Annotated in this window: 14 protein-coding genes; 3 read left to right on the top strand and 11 right to left on the bottom strand. The window is 61.8% G+C overall.

Features of this window, described 5'->3' with window-relative positions:
* Window positions 1-13: 13 nt before the first annotated feature.
* The 11 genes from ISS99_RS19010 to ISS99_RS19060 form a co-directional block, all read right to left on the bottom strand.
* Window positions 14-2278, bottom strand: coding sequence for a thiamine pyrophosphate-dependent enzyme (locus ISS99_RS19010; protein ID WP_204633178.1), 2265 nt, complete (start codon window positions 2276-2278; stop codon window positions 14-16).
* A 103-nt stretch (window positions 2279-2381) separates the two neighbouring features.
* Window positions 2382-2849 (bottom strand): hypothetical protein, encoded by a 468-nt coding sequence (locus ISS99_RS19015; protein ID WP_284343686.1) that lies wholly within the window; start codon window positions 2847-2849, stop codon window positions 2382-2384.
* Window positions 2846-3379, bottom strand: a complete 534-nt coding sequence (locus ISS99_RS19020; protein WP_204633180.1) for a GNAT family N-acetyltransferase — start codon at window positions 3377-3379, stop codon at window positions 2846-2848. Before ISS99_RS19020 ends, ISS99_RS19015 begins: the two co-directional genes overlap by 4 nt.
* Window positions 3380-3404: 25 nt before the next feature.
* Window positions 3405-4112, bottom strand: coding sequence for a hypothetical protein (locus tag ISS99_RS19025; RefSeq protein ID WP_204633181.1), 708 nt, complete (start codon window positions 4110-4112; stop codon window positions 3405-3407).
* 26 nt (window positions 4113-4138) lie between these two features.
* Window positions 4139-5308, bottom strand: coding sequence for an acyl-CoA dehydrogenase family protein (locus ISS99_RS19030; RefSeq protein ID WP_204633182.1), 1170 nt, complete (start codon window positions 5306-5308; stop codon window positions 4139-4141).
* Between the two features lie 134 nt (window positions 5309-5442).
* Window positions 5443-7056 carry a GMC family oxidoreductase gene (locus ISS99_RS19035; protein ID WP_204633183.1) on the bottom strand — a complete coding sequence of 538 codons (1614 nt, stop codon included), beginning with the start codon at window positions 7054-7056 and terminating at the stop codon, window positions 5443-5445.
* Between the two features lie 32 nt (window positions 7057-7088).
* Window positions 7089-8306: a mandelate racemase/muconate lactonizing enzyme family protein gene (locus ISS99_RS19040; RefSeq protein WP_204633184.1), complete on the bottom strand. Its 1218-nt coding sequence runs from the start codon at window positions 8304-8306 to the stop codon at window positions 7089-7091.
* On the bottom strand, window positions 8303-9607 hold the full coding sequence (locus tag ISS99_RS19045) for an MFS transporter (protein WP_204633185.1): 1305 nt from the start codon (window positions 9605-9607) through the stop codon (window positions 8303-8305). Before ISS99_RS19045 ends, ISS99_RS19040 begins: the two co-directional genes overlap by 4 nt.
* Window positions 9608-9611: 4 nt before the next feature.
* Window positions 9612-11036: an aldehyde dehydrogenase gene (gene aldA, locus ISS99_RS19050; protein WP_204633186.1), complete on the bottom strand. Its 1425-nt coding sequence runs from the start codon at window positions 11034-11036 to the stop codon at window positions 9612-9614.
* Window positions 11037-11181: 145 nt separating this feature from the next.
* Entirely contained in the window at window positions 11182-12171 is a 990-nt protein-coding gene (locus tag ISS99_RS19055; protein WP_204633187.1) for a LysR substrate-binding domain-containing protein, read from the bottom strand.
* Between the two features lie 27 nt (window positions 12172-12198).
* On the bottom strand, window positions 12199-13380 hold the full coding sequence (locus tag ISS99_RS19060) for a porin family protein (RefSeq protein WP_204633188.1): 1182 nt from the start codon (window positions 13378-13380) through the stop codon (window positions 12199-12201).
* 299 nt (window positions 13381-13679) lie between these two features.
* Between ISS99_RS19060 and ISS99_RS19065 the strand changes: the two genes are divergently transcribed.
* From ISS99_RS19065 to ISS99_RS19075, 3 genes are all read left to right on the top strand, one after another.
* Window positions 13680-14573: a DMT family transporter gene (locus ISS99_RS19065; protein ID WP_204633189.1), complete on the top strand. Its 894-nt coding sequence runs from the start codon at window positions 13680-13682 to the stop codon at window positions 14571-14573.
* Between the two features lie 299 nt (window positions 14574-14872).
* Window positions 14873-16132, top strand: coding sequence for an efflux RND transporter periplasmic adaptor subunit (locus ISS99_RS19070; RefSeq protein WP_204633190.1), 1260 nt, complete (start codon window positions 14873-14875; stop codon window positions 16130-16132).
* 18 nt (window positions 16133-16150) lie between these two features.
* Complete coding sequence (locus ISS99_RS19075) at window positions 16151-19258, top strand: efflux RND transporter permease subunit (RefSeq protein WP_204633191.1); 3108 nt, start codon at window positions 16151-16153, stop codon at window positions 19256-19258.
* The last annotated feature ends 12 nt before the right edge of the window (window positions 19259-19270 follow it).

Here is a 19270-nt window from a genome sequence, read left to right on the forward strand (position 1 = left end):
TTCAGGCGGCTCTTCAGCCGGCCAGCTTCTTCGCCGCAGCAACGACATCTGCATCGCCCGGCAATACCAGGAATGCAGCACCGGCAAGCGGGGTGTAGGTGTCGGCACCTACCACGCGTTCGAGCGGGGTACTGCCGAAACCTCCCTCCACGATAGCGGTGATGACGCCCTCGCCCACGCCGGCGCTCTTGCGGCCTTCGTCCAGCACGATGATGCGCTTGGCGTTCTTCGCCTGTTCGGCAATGAACGCATCGTTGAGCGGAGCCAGCCAGCGCAGGTCCACCACGCGCACCTTCCAGCCGAGTTCTTTCTCGATCGTCCTGGCCGCGCGCAACGCCATCGGCACGCCGTTGCCGAACGTGAACACCACCAGGTCGTTCGCATCCGCGCCGTAGACACGCCCTTCGCCCAGCGGCATGGCTTCGCCTGGCGCCGGATAGGCGAACTGCCACTGGCCATCGCCCGCTTCGTAGAGATCCTTGGCCATGTAAAGCGCGATCGGTTCCAGATACGCGCAGACGCGTCCGTCGACCTTGGCCAGCGCCAGCATCGTGCGCAGCATGGTGGCCGCATCGTCGCCGCGGCTGGGGCAGCCCACGACCAATCCCGGAATATCGCGCAACGCCGCGATCGAGTTGTCGTTGTGGAAATGGCCGCCGAAACCGCGCTGGTAACCCAGCGACGCCACGCGCATCACCATCGGGTTGCGGTACTGGTTGTTGGAGAAGAACTGCAGCGAAGCCGCTTCGCCGCGAATCTGGTCGCACGCGTTGTGGAAGTACGCCAGATACTGGATTTCCGGCAATGGCAGCATGCCCACGTTGGCGTAGCCCTGAGCCAGACCGAGAATCACGGTTTCATCCAGCAGCGTGTTGAACACGCGGCTGCCCTTGAAGGCTTTGTGCAGGCCCTTGGTGACGGTGTACACGCCGCCCTTCTGCGCGACATCCTCGCCGAACAACAGCGTTTCGGGATACTTCGCCATCACGTCGTGCAGCGCCTGGTTGATCTGGATCGCCAGGTGGCGCGGCGGCTGCTTTTCCGGCAGCTTTTCTTCATTGCCGAATACGGCAACGCGCTTGTCGTTGTAGTCGGCGCGCTCGGCTTCGGCCTTGACCTTGTCCGGCGTGTAAGGCGCCAGCGGGGCCATCACTTCATCGAGACGTTCCAGGCGAGGACGGCGATCGGCGTCTTCGGCGGCCGCAAAGCAGCGCTTGCGGGTGGTCTCGTTGAGCGCCAGCAACTCGTCCTTGCTGTACAGGCCCGATGCCAATGCAATGGCAGCGGAACGCAACAGCGGATCGGAGGCTTCCACGCCAACCAGTTCCTCGATGCTGCGCCACTCGATTTCAAAATCGGTGCCGGCGTGACCCATGATGCGGGTGGTCTTCAGATGCAGGAAGGTCGGGCGGCGCGTGTTGCGGCAGTGATCCACCGCGCGCTGCACCTGCGCATAGCCTTCGGCCAGATCCAGGCCGTCGGCAAAGAAGTAATCCAGGTCCGGGCGATGCTGGAAGTTGTTCGCCACCCAGCCACCCGGCGTCTTCACCGAGATACCGATGCCGTTGTCTTCGCACACGAACAGCACCGGTGCCGGCAGCTTCTGGTAAGCCGTCCACGCCGCCGCGTTGAAAGCAGTCTGCGCGGTGGCGTGGTTGCTGGAGGCATCGCCAAAAGAACAGATGGCGATGGAGTCTTCCGGAATCGGCAACTGATGGCCGATACGGCGAGCTTGTTCAATCGCCACCGCCGTGCCGAGCGCTTTGGGCAGGTGCGAAGCGATGGTGGAAGTCTGCGGCAACACCCAGAGCGGCTTGCTGCCCCACACTTTGTGGCGGCCGCCGGAGGCGGGATCTTCCTTGCTCGCCGCGAACGACAGCGCCGAATCCATCACCGGGTCCATGCCCGGCAGCTTGCGGAAGCGCTCGGCCATGAAGCCGCCGGAGCGGTAATGCAGGAAAGCCGGATCAGTGTGGCGGGTCAGGCGCGCCACCATGGCGTTGCCTTCGTGGCCGGAACTGCCGATCGTGTAGAAGACTTTGTTCTGCACGCGCAGCACACGAGCCATCAGGTCCAGATGCCGCGAAATGAGTTGCGATTCCAGCAGTTCCCTGAAGCCCTGCGCATCGAGCGCACTACCGGGAAGAATGGGATCGTGCTCGCGCGGCCGGGTGTGCACCTGGCCCTGCCAGTTCTGCACGAACTCGGTGAAGTTCTGATCGACGATCTCGGCGCGGTTGAAACCTTTGTGGCGGGCGGCGATGGGCGTGGCGGACATGATGGCGAAGCTCTCGTTCAAAGACGTGCCGACGAACGGCGCGGAATGGGAAATTATCGATGTACGGACCTGATTGCCGCCAGTACGGGGCATGCAGGCCTTTTCACAATGCGCGCAACGCGGCGGCGCGCTGCAGGTCCTTGGGCCGGCCAAAGCTCTCCAGTACGCGGATCTGCTCGACTCGGGTGGGAATGGGCACGGTAACGCCGGCGCAGGTGACCTGCACGACCTCGTTCACCTGCATCTGCTGCCAGCCGCGTATGCCCTGGTACTCCAGGCCTCCCATGACCTCGACCGGCATACCCGGAAAACGGAAACGCGCAAAACGCGAACGGAAACGATCGCCGGCTGCCGGGGTGTAGCGCAGGTCGCGCTGCTCCTGCCACGCCTCGATCAGGCGATCGGCGTCTTCCACGCTGGTCAACAGATCAAGGTCGGCTACCTCGACCTTTGCGCCCGCCAGCGCCGCAGCGGCACTGCCGATGACCACCCAGTTGTCGCAGCAATATCGATGCAGCGCGGGTACTGCGGCCGCTATGGCGTCCCGCAAGGCTTGACGGGAATGGCTCACTGACGTCGCCGCCATTGCTCGCGCGTCTGTCCCCAGATTTCGACCTCGACATCCTGGTACGGCGGCGGCAGCTTGGACATGCCGCGCGAACGAGAACCCAGCCGTTTGGCCAGCGCTTGCGAGGCGCCATTGTCGACGTTGATGGAGTGGATCACTTCGCTCCAGCCCAGGTGCTCGAACGCCCAGTCGATCGCGGCGACGGTGCCTTCATACGCGTAGCCCTTGCCCCAGGCCGCACGCGTCAATCCCCAGCCCACTTCGGTGCCGGGCCAGCCTTCGGGATGCCATGGACCAAGCCGGCCAATCCACTGCCCGCTGGCTTTCTCGATCACCGAGAACATGGAAAAACCCTGGATCATCCAGGCGCCCGCCAGCGAAAGGAAACCGCGCCAGGCGACCGGCCGCAATTGCGGACCGCCGATGAATTGCGAGGCTTCCCGATCGGCCATGTTGGCGGCGTAGGCGTCGAAATCGGCAGCTATCGGCGGACGCAGGATCAGGCGATCGGTTTCGAGGCGGATCTCTGTCAAAGGTGTCGACCTCCCGGCGTGGCGCTCAGCGCCCTGGCGCGGTCAGATGAAATCGATCAGTACAGGGCATGCTGCTGCCGAAAAGCCCCTTCTTGGCGCAGCGGCTCTCCAGCGTGGCGGCAATGCGTTCGGCCACGTCATCCGGCGACATCAGGCGGAGGGTGGTGTACTTGGCATACGGAACGACTGGCTCGTACAGCAAGTTGCCCAAGTCGAAATCCCCCAGATGCGCGCGCTTGCCATCCGCATTGACCGGGCTGAACAACGAAATGACCAGGTTGGCGCGCGCGTTTTCACCGAAATACGTGCCGTCGTACTGCAATACGTAACGCTTGGCATTTTCCGGCGCCTTGAAAGCTTTCTGCTCGAAGGCCTGGAACGCGGCGATGTAGGGATCGCGCTTGAGCGGCTGGGTGTCGAATTCTTGCAACACCGCATCCACGTGGTGCGCCAGTAAATGCTGAAGCATGGCCTGGGGCAGATTCCTGCAGAAGACGTAAGTCGGCATCTGCTTCATCTTGTCAGGATCGAGGGCAAAACCCAGCAGCGGCCGATTGAGCAGCCCGGGAATCTCCTGCGAGCATGGCCCAAGATCGAAGTTTGCCAGCACCATCACCGGGTCGATGCGGGTTGCCGGGTCGATCAGCGTACTGTCGGACGCCCAACCCACCCGCACCATTCCCATCAGGGCCATGGCAAGCAGCCATGGCCTCATCCACGTATGCACGCGCATCCAGCTGGTCCCCTGTCTTCCGTGACTTAGAACGCGTTGATGCCGGTCAGCTCGCGGCCTACTACCAGCTGATGCACCGTCTCGGTGCCTTCATACGTGATGACCGATTCCAGGTTCAGCGCGTGGCGGATCGCCGAGTGCTCGACCGTGATGCCGGCGCCGCCAAGGATGTCGCGGCATTCGCGCGCGATGTCGATAGCCATACGACAATTGTTCCACTTGGCCAGCGAAACCTGGGTCGGCTCCATCTTGCCGGCATCCTTCAGGCGGCCAAGCTGCAGCGACAGCAGCTGTGCCATGGTGATGCGGCGAGCCATGTCGGCCATCTTCAGCTGGATCGCCTGGTTGGACGCCAGCGGGCGACCGAACAGGATGCGTTCCTGGGTGTAGTCGAGCACTTCCTTCAGGCAAGCCTGGGCGGCGCCGATCGGGCCCCAGGTAATGCCGTAGCGGGCCTGGGTGAGGCAGCCGAGCGGACCCTTGAGGCCTTTCACGTTCGGCAGACGGTTGGCTTCCGGCACGCGCACGTTGTCGAAGAACAGCGCGGAGGTCACCGACGCGCGCAGGCTCATCTTCTTGTGCACTTCCTGCGCGGCGAAGCCCTTGGTGTCGGTGGGCACGATAAAGCCCTGGATACCGTCGTCGGTCTGCGCCCAGACAATCGCGATCTGCGCGATGTTGCCGTTGGTGATCCACATCTTGGCGCCGTTGATGACCCAGTCGCCGCCGTCTTTCTTGGCGTTGGTCTTCATGTTGGCCGGATCGGAGCCGCCGTGCGGCTCGGTCAGGCCGAAGCAGCCGATCACCTCGCCTGCCGCCATTTTCGGCAGGTAATGCATCTTCTGTTCTTCATTGCCGTAGGCGTAGATCGGGTACATGCACAGCGAGCTCTGCACCGAGGCGAAGCTGCGCAAGCCCGAATCGCCGCGCTCCAGTTCCTGGCAGATCAGGCCGTAGCTGACGCCGTTCATGCCGGCGCAACCGTACTTTTCGGGAATGGTGGCACCCAGCAGGCCGAGGCTGGCGATTTCCGGGATCAATTCCTTGGGAAAGCGGCCCTGGTCGAAGCAATCGCTGATGATCGGCAGCACTCTTTCATCGACGAAACGGCCCACGGTGTCCTGCACCATGCGTTCTTCGTCGGTGAGCAGGGAACGTACGTCATACAGGTCGAGCGGGTTCAAGCGGGCTGCCATAAAAGTTCCGGAAGCGATCGGGGAGCCCAGCATTGTAGCCGGGGCCCGTCATTCCGGTCATGCCGGGCTGCAGCAGCCGTCAGCCTGGCGCCAGCCAGCGCCCTGCCCAGGAGCCTCCGCCGGCCAAGGGCTGCTCAGGCCTTGTCCTGCAGGATCAGCGAGGCGCCCTTTTCGGCCACCATCATCGTGGCGGCATTGATGTTCCCCGAGGTGATATTGGGGAATACCGAGGCGTCGACGACGCGCAATCCGCGCAGGCCGTGCACCTTCAAATGCTTGTCCACCACCGATTTGGCCGGGTCACTGCCCATCGCGGCCGAGCCGCACAGGTGATAGATGGAGCCGCAGTTCTGGCGGAAGTAGTCGAGCATGGCCTCATCGTCTCGCACGGAAAGCCCTGGCAGGGTCTCCGCCACCGTCACCGCACGTAGCGCCTCGGTATTCATGATGCGCCGGATCAGACGGCTGCCCTGGATCGCCTCGACGATATCCTTGCTGGTGCTCAGATAGTTCGGATCGATGACCGGCGCGTCCTCGGCCCGGGCCGATGCGATGCGCACGCTGCCGCGACTGGTCGGGCGGCACGGATTGAAGCAGAGCAGAAAGCCCGGATAGGGCTCCGGCCGGATGGTGGCCTTGCTGCTCTTGGGAATCTGATAGGAGAGCGGGTTGAAGTAAAGCTGCAGATTGGGGTGCTTCTGGGCTTCGTCACCGCGAAAGAAGCCACCGGATTGGTTGACACTCATCGCCAGCGGGCCGCTGCGGCCGAGAAAATACTGCAAGCCGACTTTGGTCTGCCCGAACCACGAACGCAGCTCGTCGTTGAGCGTGGGCACGTTGGCCTCGTAGTAGTAGCTCACGCACAGGTGGTCCTGCAAATGCTCGCCTACCGCCGGCAGGTGGTGCTGCGTCTGAATGCCATGCTGGTCCAGCAATGCTTTATTGCCAACGCCCGACAGCTGCAGGATCTGCGGCGTGCCCACGGCACCGGCGGCAAGAATTACTTCGTGGTTGACGTGGAAATCCCGCGACTCGGCGCCCTGCTTCACGCGCACACCCACTGCGCGCCCGTCGTCGTTGAATAACACGCGTTCCACCAGCGCATTCGTTTCCACCCGCACATTGCTACGCTTCATGGCGGGATGCAGGCAGGCAACACTGCTGGAACAACGTTCACCACGGCGCGTATTCAGGTCGTAAATGCCGGAACCTTCGAACTGCGCACCGTTGAAGTCCGGGCTGCGTGGATAACCCAGCTCATCGCAGCCCGCAAGAAACGAATCGCAGATGGGATGCGTCTTGCCGCGCATGGTGCTGATGTGGATCGGCCCATGGCCGCCGTGATATTCGCTGTCGCCTTCCGGATGCGTTTCCAGTTGACGAAAGTATGGCAGCACGTCGCGCCATCCCCAGCCGTCGTTGCCGTCAGCCGCCCAATCGTCGAAATCGTGAGCTTGGCCGCGCACGTAGATCATGGCATTGATCGAACCCGAGCCGCCCAGCACCTTGCCGCGCGGCGCGTAGAGCTTGCGACCGTCCAACTGCGGCTGCGGCTCGGAGTAATACATGTAGTTGTACTGCGGGTTGTAGTACAGCTTCACGAAGCCGCCGGGCATTTTGATCCACGGCGAGTTGTCCTGGCCGCCGGCCTCCAGCACCAGCACCGAATACCGACGCGACTCGCTCAAGCGATCGGCCAGGATGCAGCCGGCGGAGCCGGCACCAACGATGATGTAGTCGTATGTCATGGATAAGAGGCCGGTTTAAGTGAAATGGCGACTCAACCTCGCGCGGGCGAGTGGTCTTTGACGTCGGCGGGGTTTGGCGCCATCTGCAAATGCAGGCGCTCGCCGACATACGGCGCGTGCTCGCGCACCACATCCAGATTCAGTTCGACACCCAGCCCGGGTTCGCGGGACGGAATGATGTATCCGTCCTCCCATTGCAGCGGCTTCTTCAGCACTTCGGCATGGAAACCATCCCAGGTGCCGATGCTTTCCTGGATCAGGAAGTTCGGCGTGCAGGCTGCCAACTGAAAACTGGCCGCTGCGCCGACCGGGCCGTTGTAAAGGTGCGGCGCGATCTGTGCGTAATACGCCTCGGCCATGCTGGCGATCTTCTTGGCCTCCAGCAGGCCGCCGCAGCGCCCGACATTCATCTGCAGAATCGATGCGCCGCCGGCTTGCAGCAGCTTGAAAAATTCATACTTGGTGGTGAGCCGTTCACCGGCCGCAATCGGAATCGAAGTCTTGGCCGCTACTTGCGCCATGGCATCTTCCTGTCCCGGCGGGACGGGTTCTTCAAACCACAGCGGGTCGTATTTCTCCAGTCGCCTGGCCAGACGGATCGCAGATGAAGGCACCATCTGGCCGTGCGTGCCGAACAGCAGGTCGCAGCGGTTGCCTACCGCCTCGCGGATCTTGCGGCAGAAGGTTTCGCAGCGTTCCAACACTTCCAGCGAAACCTGGTGGCCGGAGTAAGCGGTATACGGACCGGCCGGATCGAACTTTACGGCGGTAAAGCCCTGCTCCATCGCATGCACCGCACACTCGGCGGCAAGATCCGGGTCGCCATAGTCGTATTCGCCCTTGCTGTTGATCGGGTACAAATACGTGTAGGAGCGCAGGCGTTCGTGCACCTTGCCGCCCAGCAATTCGTAAACCGGCTTGTTGGCAGCCTTGCCGATGATGTCCCAGCAAGCCATCTCCAGACCGCTGACGACGCCCATCATGGTGAGATCGGGACGTTGGGTGAACCCGCTGGAATAGCACTGGCGGAAGAAGCGTTCGACGTGATGCGGATCGTGATCGAGCAGATAGCGCTCGAATACATCCTCGATAATCGGCACCATCGCCTTGGGGTGAAAAGTCGCCGCATAGATCTCGCCGGCGCCCTCGATGCCCGTATCGGTTTTCAGCGTGACGAACAACCAGTACATGCCACCAATGTGCGGTGGCGGTACCGCGACGACGTGAGTTTGCAGGGAAATGATTTTCACGCGCGGATCCTTTTAGCGATGCGTTTCTTCAAGGCGAGTGCAGCCACTACGCCCAGTGATCCCATCACCAGGACATAAGTGAAATAAATCTGGTAGCCCAACATGCCGGGGACGGCCTGGGTGATCCAACCGTTGATCAGCGGCAGCAGCACGTCGGGTGAATAACCGACGACTGAAATGATGCCGATGGCCAGGCCGGTGATGCGCTCCGGAATCGGGCATTGATCAAGCACGGCCCAGTACAAGCCGCGGATCGCGTAGGTCATCAAGCCGATGAATACCACCAGCACGATCACCAGCGGCACGATGCGCAACATCGGCAACGTGATCAAGCCGAGCATGCCTACGCCCGCCAGGACCAGCGCCCAGGTAAGCACGCGCAGATTGGAGAAGCGATCGCCAAGCCAGCCGCCACCGATGCCGCCGATCGGCCGCATCCACAATTTGATGGTGGTGATGACGCCGGCCATGGTCGCGGTGAGACCAAGATTGCCCTGCTCCAGGTAGGCGGAAAAACTGTAAGTGGCCCAGAAGAAGTGATACCCGCAGAACACGATGGCGGTGATCAGCCACAACTCCGGAAGGCTCGCGAGTTGCTTCAGGTCCCGCAGCAGATTGCCCTTGGATGCCGTTTTTTCTTCAACCTTCTCCGCGTCCGCCTGTCGCGGATCGCGCAGCAGACCCAGCACGACACCGAGTGCCAGGCAGGTGTAGGCGTACAGATGGATCACCTGCTGGAAGCCTTCGCCCAAGGTTTGCCCGCGGTCCTGGGTGAGGTGGGCGAAAAGGCTGATGGCCACCGTAGCCAGCAGCGCCTCGATCAAGCCGCGACCGCCGTCGAGCACGCCGAAGAAACGCCCTTGCTCTTTCTTGCTGGCCAGAAGCTTCACGCGCTTGAGCAGCGCCGCCCAAAAGGTAAGGCCGGTGGTGACGCCGAAGCCGCAGAAGATCAGCAGCAGATGGTGGAAGCTCGGCAACGTGGCGTACCACATCGCCAGCAGACCCGTTCCGAGCAGCGAAATGCTGATCAGGATGCGCGGCGCCATGCGATCGGCCAGCCAGCCGCTTGGCAGGTAGCTGATCATGAAGGCCGCGCCCAGGATCGAATAGAGATACCCGAGCTGTTCGTTGTTGATCGCCAATGCCTCGATCATGCTGGTCTGATAGACCTGCCGCAGATAAAGGACGGGATAAATGGCGCCGGCGGCAATCACCAGCAGCAGCAATTGCCCGTAGCGATAGAGATTGCTCCCCAGCCCGGACTGCGCAGTCTTTGCAATGGCTTGTGCCTTGGTGTTCACGCGCTCAGTACCTCATGACCACGAGGCGCGTCTGGGTGAACTCCAGCATGCCGTGCTTGCCGTCGTCGCCGCCCAGGCCGGAGCGTTTCCATCCGGCGTGAAAGCCCTGATAAGGGTCCGCCGGCGTGCGGTTCACGTAGAGCTCGCCCGCTTCGATGCGATTGGCGACCTTTAGCGCCGAGCGATATCGCTCGGTATAAAGCACCGACGACAACCCGAATTGATGGTCGTTGGCCATCGCCACGGCCTGATCCAGCGTGTCGTATCGAAGTATCGGCAGTACCGGACCGAAGGTTTCCTCCTGCACGATTTCCATGTCCTGCTTGCAATGGCTGAGCAGCGTGGCGGGGTAGAAGAAACCAGGGCCTTCAGGCATCACGCCACCTGCCTCGAGCACGGCACCTGCCGCGATCGCACGTTGCACCTTGGCGTGGATCTCCTGGCGCGCGCGGTCGGTAACCAGCGGCCCCATGCGACCGGGATCCTTGGCACGGTCGCCGATGCGCACGGCCTTGAACTTTTCGCGCAGCAAAGCCAGGAAGCGATCGTGCACGCTGGCCTGTACGTAGACGCGTTCGATCGCCGTGCACAATTGACCGCAATGGGTGGTCTTGGATGCAACGATCGCCGCGGCAGCCTGCTCCAGGTCTGCATCCGGCTCGATGATCGCCGGCGTTTTCCCGCCTAGTTCCAAGGAAGGTTTGGCGATATTTTCCTTGCAGTATTCCAGCACCATGCGGCCGACGCCCACACTGCCGGTGAGCGTGATCATGCCGATGCCCGGTTGTGTGCAAAGCTGAGCGGCCTGTGCATGTTGCATGGCCAGGATATTCACCACGCCAGCGGGAATCCCCGCCTGCTCCACCGCACGCGCAATTTCCAAGGCGCTTAGCGGGGTGTTGTTGCTGGGGCGAACGACCACGGTATTGCCGGCAATCAGCGCCGGCGCGATCTTCCGCATCAACGTGTAGACGGGAAAATTGTAGGGAATGAGACAAGCGACCACGCCAATTGGCTCGCGCTGCAGCAGGATCGTTTCGTCCTGGCTGTCGCTGGGAATGACTTCGCCTTCGATGCGGCGAGCCCATTCGGCGTGGTAACGGGTGATTTCGGCCGCATAAATCGCTTCGTTGCTGGCGTCCACCAGGCTCTTGCCCGATTCGTCGGCCAAGGCGCCCCCGATGCTCGCAGCGTTGTCCACCAGCGCATCGGCCAGCTTGCGCATGTATTGAGCACGCTCGGCGGAAGGAAGCCGCGCCCATTCGCGCTGGGCTCGCGAGGCCACGGCCACCGCAGCCATCACTTGTGCGGGGCTTGCCGCGTCGACCTCCCCGATGCGTTCTCCCGTTGCCGGGTTGTACACGGCGATGGACGGCTCGCCGCCCGTGTCGACGAAAAAGCCGTCGATGAAGTTCCGCTCGTTGCGCATGAGTGTTCTCGCTCGCTGTGACCTGAGGTTCGGGTCAGCCCGACTTGGACTTAAATGTGCGCGAGAAGCAGCCTCGGCACCCCAATTCTCAAAAGAGATTGAGCGACGGCGGAGCCGGCTCACAAACGATTAATTCGCTGGGGAATCATTCAAAAAAGGAATGATGCGTTTCGCCATCGCGAGCAACACTCCAGCGTTGCCCCGGCCGCGCCGGCTCGCGCAAATGCGTCATGCTGCGGTCGCACGCAGCCACTTCCTGCAGCAACCAAACCCTGAATTTTTCCGCGGCCGGACTCAGCATCTGCTCGGGACGAGTCACGAACCAATACGACTGATGGCCTTCCACCTGCACGTCAAGCCATTGCACCAGACGGCCGTCCGACAGTTCCTGCGCCACCACGTGGCGGTCGACAATGGCGACTCCCAATCCCGCTGTGGCGGCGCGTATGGCCATGTCCAGCAAGTCGAACTCATAGCCGCCGCGCAGATCGATGCCGCTGATGCCGGATGCATCCAGCCAGTGCTGCCACGTCATGTAGCGCTTGTTCTGCCGGGACAGCACGTGCAGCAACGTCAGGTGGGAAAGATCAAGCTGGTCGTGTGCCCTCCCCTTCAGAAGCGAGGGTGCGCACACGGCAATGTGCTGCTCGTGCAGCAACAGCGAACTCTCGAGATTGTCCCATTCACCATTACCGAAACGAATGGCGCAATCGAGCTGACCCGACTCGACCAGCGTATCCTGCAGGGCGCTGGTAACGGTTATCTCGAGCTCGGGATGACGCTCACGCAAGCTGCCCAGCCGTGGCACCAACCATCGCATGGCGAAAGTCGGGGGTGCGTTGACGCGCAGGCGATTCAGGTGCTGCTTCTGCTGAATGGCACGAACGGTCAGCTCGATACCGTCAAACGATTGCTGCAGTGCCTTGAGCAGCAAGCGGCCCGCAGGGGTCAGGTGAAGGTGGTGGTGATGTCGCTCAAGCAGCGTCTCGCCCAATTGATCTTCGAGCTGGCGCACCTGCCGGCTGACGGCGCTTTGCGTGACGCTGAGCACCTCGGCGGCACGCGTGAAATTGCCGAAGCTGGCCGCCACCTCGAACACCTTGAGCGCGTTGAGCATGGGCATCTTGCGTTTCATGCGCGCCTTCCCTGGCTTCACGCCCAACTAAAAGTAATAGCCAATGTTGGTGTAGAACTGGCCTTTCCAGCCATTGATGCCCCCCGCTGCCGCGCTTTGTGCGTAGCTGCTACCGCCCAGGTAGGGGTCGTTTCGCCCATTCAACCATTCGACGGCAATCCACACTTTTTTCAAAGTAAAGGAAGTGCCAAGAATGAAGCGCTGCGAATTGCGGAAATCGTTGCGGGATTTTTCGTAGAGGCTGTAGTTGGCATAAAGCTTCATGCCGCTTATCCAGCCTCCGGCATAAGCGCCCGGCAACGAGTAGCTGAGATCGCCGGTATAGAAGTTGCCGCTGCTGGCGACGTTGAAGCTGCCGTCGTACCCGCCGAAGCTGACCGTGCCGTTGTCGCCGGGATTCCTCGGCGACATCTGCTGGCGCGCATACTGCAACTGAACGCCCCAGGGCCCCTGGTTCGCGGCGTAATGCACGGCAAAGGCGTTGCGCCGCCCGTAACGATGGGTATCGCGGTTGTAAAGGCTGGAACTCATGACCGACACACCGGCCTCGCCTTTCAAGTGGCCGATGTCCACCTTGCGGGCAGCCCGGGCGATAGCCAGGCCGCGCTCGTCATTGCGGCTGCCTCCGGCGACACCGGGGTCGGCTGGCGTCACCACGATCGAGTAGGTTGAACCGTTGCTCGTGCCTGCGCCCGGCCAGGCCGCGCGCACGTAATAGCCGAACTGGAAATTCCAGTCGTCCACGCTCTGGATGTACTTTGCCCCCAGTTGCCACACGTCTTCCAAGCCGATCACATTGCCCAGGGTTTCGTAGAAGGTGCTGCTGTAATAGGGCTGCAGACCGAACGGAACCTGGTTCAGGCCGAGCTGCAATTGTTTCCGGCTGTCGAATTTGTAGCCGATCCAGGCGTACTCGGCGAATGAAATGTCGCCGAAACGGCGCACGTATTGATAGGGGTATGACTTGCCATAAAAGCGGTAGCGTGCAGCGCCGATCCAGCTGTCCGAGTCGTATTTTGCACTGAACATGACGGTATCCAGGCCAATCTCGTGCACGCCGCGGCCAGGATCGTTATCAAGGCGAACGCGCAAGGCGCCGCCCAGATCGAGATTGTCGGTTACCTTGACCGCCAGCGCATCAGCGCTGAAGCCGATCAGGACCGGAGAAAGCAGACCGGCGGCAAGCGCCGGCAATCGTCGATGGGCCACGGTAGTTGCATCCCTTAGCTTGGCCATGGTCGAGGCAAGGCGATGGAAGCCGGCTGGGTACTGAACCGGCGTAAGCCAGGGCTTACCGCGGCCAGGAAGCCGATGCCTGCCCGGATCGGCCATCCATACGCCCCGCCGGAAAAAGGCGGAGCCTTATGGTGTGGATGTCGGCAACGGCTCGGCTATGGGACTACGCGCAAAAGCATCCGACAGTCATCGTTTTTGACTCAAAGACCCGGCAAAATGGAGAGATTCCTATAAGGGCTGCGCGCCCCCTTCCCCATCTTCACGGACGTCACATGATCAAAGGCGTGCTCCTCGGTTTCGCTGCGTTCGCGGCCTACGCAATCAGCGATGCCTTCGTCAAATCGCTGCACGGTTCGATCCCGCCGTATGAATCGGTGTTCTTTGGTGCCGTGTTCGGCCTGGCGGCACTGCCTTTCATCATCGGCAAAGGGGACCGCTGGCGCGACGTCGTGGTGGCGCGCCGGCCGTCGCTGTGGTGGGTGCGCGCCGCTGCCGGCGCCGGCGGCAATATTGCGTCGGTCATCGCATTTACCCTGCTGCCGATGGCCGAAGTGTTCACGATGATCTTTCTGATGCCGATCTTCGTCACGGTGTTGTCCGTGCTGTTTTTGAAAGAGCACGTCGGCTGGCGTCGCTGGACCGCGGTGTTTGTCGGATTTGCCGGTGTGCTGGTGGTGCTGCGTCCCGGCTTCCGCGCGCTGGGAGCCGGCGATATCGCCGGCATCGTGTGCGGCTTGTTCGCGGCGTGCTCGGTGGTGGCGTTGCGTGTAGCCGGACCGCACGAAAAACGCGTCTGCCTCTACGGCGCCGGCGTGATGGGGCCGATGATCGCCGGCGGCCTGTTGATGATTCCGCACTTTGCGTGGCCCGACTGGCACCAATGGATGTTGCTGGCCGGCTACGGCTTGCTGGCGGCACTGGCCGGCGTATTGCTGATGTATGCCACGCTGATCGCACACGCCAACCGGGTGGCTCCCACGCAATACAGCCAGATGCTTTGGGCCATCGGATTCGGTTACTGGTTGTTCGGCGACAAACTCGACGGGCCGATGCTGATCGGCATCACCATGATTCTCGGTGCCGGCCTGTTCACGCTGGTGCGCGAGGAAAAGGTCACCGGCTGGTGGAAGCGCACCAAGGTGGTCCCCGATGTGACAGGCCGTTGACCGCAAAAGGGGGCGCCACAACGCTCTCCCATTTGCAATAGGCCTATTCGCAGTGCAGCCACGTGCCAAAAGTCATCACAATGGAGCGTGGCTCGCTAGATAAAACCAGCCTGAATGCACTGATTCGCTCAAATGCATGATGGCGGCAAAATAGCCGCCTATGTGTCAACCAGCTGAACAATGGACCGTTAAGAGGGCATTGACCGTCGTGCTGACGGCCCGCCCGCTGCCCCCTACAGCCTCGTTTAGACAACTGAAAGCGCTCTTGTAGACTCAGGAGTGATTATCTGGAGATGGTTATGAGTGTCTACCCCCCGCGCGCCGCCGGACACTTTCGCAAGAAACGCGGCCCGCTGGTCGCTGTGGTGGTTATCGTAGCGATCGTGCTTCTCGTGCTGTTTCATCTCATCTTCGGCGCCAAGCCGGCCCGCACCGGCAACCCCGCACAAGTCGTGAGCGCAGCCAAGGCGACGCTGGGCGATATGCCCGTGGTGCTCAATGAATTGGGCACCGTTACGCCGGTGGCCACGGTCACCGTGCTGCCGCAACTGAGCGGCTACCTGACCGAGGTGGGCTACAAGGAAGGCCAGGACGTGACAAAAGGCCAGTTTCTGGCCCAGATCGATCCGCGCCAGTACGAGATCGACAAGCAGCAAGCCCAGGCGCAATTGGCCAAGGATCAAGCCAGCCTCGACCAGGCTCGCACCGACCTCGCCCGCTATGAACAACTGCACCAACAGAAATCGATCGCCGAGCAGACTTACGCGGACCAGAAATTCACCGTGGCGCAAGACGAGGCCGCGGTGAAAGCCGATCAGGCATCCATTGCGCAATACGAACTGGATCTTGCCTATTGCCACATCACCGCACCTGTCGATGGCCGCGTCGGCCTGCGACTGGTTGATCCGGGCAACTATGTCACCGCGTCCAGCTCGCCGGGGATCGTGGTGATCACCACTATGAAGCCCACCACGGTGCAATTCACCGTGCCGCAAAATTCGCTCGGCCAGGTACTGCAGCGCTTCAACTCCGGCGCAAAACTGCCGGTCGACGTCTACAACAGCGACAACACCAAGCAGCTCGCCTCCGGCACGCTGTATGCCATCAGCAACCAGATGGAAACCAGTACCGGCACGGTCACCTTGCGTGCCACTTTCCCCAACGACGACGAGTCGCTGTATCCCAACGAATTCGTCAACACGCAACTGCTGGTCGACACCCTGAAGCAGGCGGTGCTGGTGCCTACGCCCGCCGTGCAGAGCGGCGCGCCCGGCGATTATGTCTATCTGGTCAATGCCGACGATACCGTCTCGGTTCACAAGGTGACGCCGGGCCCGAGCGACGGCAAAAACACGGTCATCCTCTCCGGTCTTTCCGCCGGACAGACGGTGGTGACCGACGGCATGGATCGCCTCAACGACGGCGCCAAGATCAAGATCGCCAAGGCGAAGCCGCAAGGCAGCGACGAAGCGCCGGCTTCCGCTGCATCGTCGGCGCAAGCCCCCCATCACGGCGGCAAGCGGAATCACGGCTCCGATTCCGCCGCTTCCAACTCGTAATCGGCGGGCAGCGATCCGATGAACATATCCCGCCTGTTCGTGCTCAGGCCGGTGGCAACGTCATTGCTGATGATTGCCCTGGTGCTGGTAGGCCTGGTCGCGATGCGCTTCCTGCCGGTGTCGTCGCTGCCGGATGTGGACTATCCGACGATCCAGGTACAAACCTTCTATCCCGGTGCCAGCCCGAGCGTGATGGCCACCACGGTCACCGCACCGCTGGAAGTGCAACTGGGTGAAATTCCCGGCCTGCAGCAGATGACCTCAAGCAGCTCCGCGGGCGCGTCGGTCATCACGCTGCAGTTCAATCTCGCGCTCAACCTGGACGTTGCCGAGCAGAACGTCCAGGAGGCCATCAACGCGGCCAACAGCCTGCTGCCCAGCGGCCTGCCCGCGCCGCCCACCTACGCCAAGGTCAATCCGGCGGACCAGCCGATTCTCACTTTGGCGGTGACTTCCAAATCGATGTCGCTGCCGCAGTTGCAGGACGTGGCCAACAACCGCCTGGGTACCAAGATTTCGGAAGTGCAAGGCGTGGGCTTGGTTACACCGGCTGGCGGCAATGTACCGGCGGTGCGCGTCGAAGCGGACCCGCAGAAGCTGGCTTCCTACGGGCTCAATATCGACGACCTGCGTTCCCTGCTCGCCAACGTCAACGTGAGCCAGCCCAAAGGCAATTTCGACGGCCCCAAGCTGGATTACACGATCAACGGCAACGATCAGATCCAGGACCCCAAGGATTACCTGAACACGGTGGTGTCCTACCAGAACGGGGCGCCGGTGTTCCTCAAGGATGTCGCTCGCGTCACCCAGGCCGCCCAGGATACCGAGCAAGGGGCCTGGTACAACGGAACACCGGCCATCGTACTCAACGTGCAGCGCCAACCGGGCGCCAACGTGATCGCGACAGTCGATCAGATCAAGAAAGAACTGCCGCAACTCGAATCCACGCTGCCGGCGGGCATGCAGGTACAGATCGTTTCGGACAGCACCGGCGTCATCCGTTCTTCGGTGGCCGACGCGGCATTCGAGCTGGTGCTTGCCGTGATGCTGGTGGTGCTGGTGATTTTCGTGTTCCTGCGCAACTTGCCGGCGACCATCATCCCCAGCATTTCGGTGCCGGTGTCGCTGATCGCCACGCTGGCGATGATGTATGAGCTGAACTACTCGATCGATAACCTTTCGCTGATGGCGCTGATCATCGCCACCGGTTTCGTGGTCGACGACTCGATCGTGATGATCGAAAACATCGTGCGCTATCTGGAGGAAGGCGAAACGCCTTTGAATGCCGCGTTGATCGGCGCAGGCCAGATCGGCTTCACCATTCTGTCGCTGACCGTGTCGCTGATCGCGGTACTGATCCCGCTGCTGTTCATGGGCGGCGTCATCGGGCGATTGTTCAGCGAATTCGCGGTGACGCTGGCCGTCACCATCGTGATTTCCGGCATCGTTTCGCTGACCCTAGTGCCAATGATGTGCGCACGCATTCTGCGCGCCGAATCCCAGCGCCACCCCAGCCGCTTCGAACACATCAGCGAAAACCTGTTCAACAAAACCCTGGCAGCGTACGAACGCGGACTGCGCTTCGTGATGAGTCACCAGACCGCCACGCTCGTCATCTTCGTGGTGACGCTGGCCATCACGGGCATCTTGTACGTGATCATTCCCAAGGGCTTGTTTCCGGTCCAGGACGTGGGCGTGATCCAGGGCATCAGCATCGCCGACAACTCGGTGTCCTACGACACCATGGTCGATCGCCAGGCCGCCCTGGCCCAGGCGATCCTGAAAGACGCGGACGTGGTCAACCTGACCTCTTACGTAGGTATCGACGGCACCAATACCACGCTCAACAACGGCCGATTCCTGATCAACCTCAAGCCGCGCGACGACCGCTCGGAAACCGCGGCGGAAATCGCCCGCCGCATCCAGACCGAGGTGGCGGACGTTCCGGGTATCAAGCTGTACTTGCAACCCGAGCAGGATCTGACCCTGGACACCACCGTCTCGCCGAACCAGTACCAGTTCGTGCTGCGCGGCCCGAGCCAGGACGAATTCCAGAAATACGTGCCGGCACTGATCGATCGCATGAAGCAGATCAAGTCGATCACCGATGTCACCAGCGATCTGAACAACGACGGCTTGAGCGTCAACGTCGAGGTGAACCGCCAGTTGGCCGCGCGCTTCGGCATCACGGCGGCCACCATCGACAATGCGCTGTACGACGCGCTGGGCCAGCGCATCGTGTCGACCATCTTCGATCAATCCAGCCAGTACCGCGTGATCCTGGTGGCCAAGCCGGAGAAGTTGCCGACGCTGCAATCGCTGGGCGAGTTGTACCTGCCAAGCCAGACCGGCAGCAGCGGCCAGGTGCCGCTCAAGGCCATCGCCAAGATCGAGGTGACCAAGTCACCGCTGGTGATCAGCCATCTGGCCCAGTTCCCCTCGGTCACCATCTCCTTCAACCTCGCCAAGGATGCATCGCTGAGCAAGGCGGTGGAGGAGATCAACCAGGCGGAGACCGCGGTCAAGCTGCCGTCCTCGATCAACTCCTCGTTCCAGGGTGCGGCGCAGGCATTTCAGGATTCGCTTTCCAGCGAGGTCTATCTGCTGATTGCCGCACTGGTGGCGGTGTATATCGTGCTCGGCGTGCTGTACGAGAGCTTCATCCACCCGGTAACCATTCTCTCCACCCTGCCTTCGGCAGGCATCGGCGCGCTGCTTGCGCTGATGGTTGCGGGGGCAGACCTGGACGTGATCGGCATCATCGGCATTGTGTTGCTGATCGGCATCGTGAAGAAGAACGCGATCATGATCGTGGACTTCGCGCTGGAAGCCGAACGCGAACACGGCAAGCCGCCCGCCGAGGCGATCTTCGAAGCCTCGCTGCTGCGCTTCCGCCCGATCTTGATGACCACCCTTGCCGCCATGCTCGGCGCGCTGCCGATGTTGCTGGGTACCGGAACGGGCTCGGAACTGCGCCGCCCGCTGGGTCTTGCGATCATCGGTGGCCTGGCACTGAGCCAGTTGCTGACCTTGTTCACCACACCGGTGATCTACCTGTTCTTCGACCGGCTTGCGCAACGCTTCCAGCGCAAGCCTTCGCTGGAAGCGGAGGATGGTGCGGCATGAAGATTCGCGGTG

Source organism: Dyella mobilis (genome assembly GCF_016904945.1).
Taxonomy (GTDB): Bacteria; Pseudomonadota; Gammaproteobacteria; order Xanthomonadales; family Rhodanobacteraceae; genus Dyella_B; species Dyella_B mobilis.